At 47.7% G+C, this 977-nt stretch carries 3 protein-coding genes; 1 reads left to right on the forward strand and 2 read right to left on the reverse strand.

Annotated features, from left to right (window positions below):
* Both PSI15_RS18150 and PSI15_RS18155 read right to left on the reverse strand, forming a co-directional pair.
* Positions 1–247, reverse strand: a 247-nt coding sequence (locus PSI15_RS18150) for a SymE family type I addiction module toxin (protein ID WP_273584746.1), incomplete at its 3' end; no start/stop codon positions are given.
* Between the two features lie 75 nt (positions 248–322).
* Positions 323–715: a helix-turn-helix domain-containing protein gene (locus PSI15_RS18155; protein ID WP_084766458.1), complete on the reverse strand. Its 393-nt coding sequence runs from the start codon at positions 713–715 to the stop codon at positions 323–325.
* Between the two features lie 100 nt (positions 716–815).
* On the opposite strand from PSI15_RS18155, the gene PSI15_RS18160 reads away from it, so the two are divergent.
* Positions 816–977: CHC2 zinc finger domain-containing protein (locus PSI15_RS18160; protein ID WP_273584747.1), on the forward strand; the 162-nt coding region annotated here is incomplete at its 3' end.

A 977-nucleotide genomic window follows, 5' to 3' on the forward strand; every position in this document is an offset into this window, starting at 1 on the left:
GGTATTGCTGCCGGAGGCTGTTCGTCTCGTCATTGTCGGGGATCAGCACCAGACAGCCATCCATAATTTTAACGGTAACAGAGCCGCCAATCTCAAAGCCGGCGGCCTTAAGCCATTGCCCCTTAAGGTGTATCGCGGGCGGGGCACTGGCCTTGTCATTTTGCGGCACGTATCCCACGGTGTAATAACGTTCTGTTTTTGCAGCTTTATTTTGAGCCGCGTTTTGCTTAGAATGCGCCTTAGCCATCATTCAACTCCTACATAGTTGGTTGTGGTCAGCGGTGTTGATGTGCTGAGAACACACCAACACCGCGAAATTATCTTACTGCTGCCCTACAATGAGTTTTGCCATCTTGGTTCTTGTCACTAAACTGTCCATCAAAACTATCAACGCTTGTTGATCTTCATCAGAGAGCGAATCAATTTGCTCATAAAGTGCTTGTAGCTTAGGGTTATGTATTTTAGGTGCTTTCGGTTCTTCGAGTCCGACCAAAGCATCAATACTCATCTGTAATGCCTGAGCAATTTTAACCACCGTATCCAGTTGTGGTACTGAAGAACCCCGCTCCCAACGGTTATAAACCCGCCGATTTACCGCCAACAGATCAGCCAATCGCGCTTGTGTCATTTTGCGTGCTTCCCTTGCTTCACGAAGTCGAGTTGCAAAGATCTCCATACCGTTCTCACTTAGCCAGTCTTGAAATGATATGGTCATTGTAACCCTCCCTCTAAAAAACCCTTGACGACGTACACATAATAGTACTTTAATAATGCCACTTCAATGTCTATTGACAGGTTTTTTAAAGGACTATGATATGGCACGCATTCCCGACGCAGAATTACAGCACCTGAAAACCGCCGTCTCCTTAGTGGCCATTATCGAGCAACAGGGGCGGCAGCTTTTTAAGCGCGGCAAGGACATGACCGTGCTGTGCCCGTTCCATGAAGAGAAAACCCCCTCGATGGTGATCACCCCG

The organism is Xenorhabdus sp. PR6a, from assembly GCF_028599065.1.
Taxonomy (GTDB): Bacteria; Pseudomonadota; Gammaproteobacteria; order Enterobacterales; family Enterobacteriaceae; genus Xenorhabdus; species Xenorhabdus doucetiae.

Bases quoted from the DNA above. Each gene is read 5' to 3' on its own strand.
- PSI15_RS18155 (WP_084766458.1), bottom strand. From the start codon at position 715: ATGACCATATCATTTCAAGACTGGCTAAGTGAGAACGGTATGGAGATC.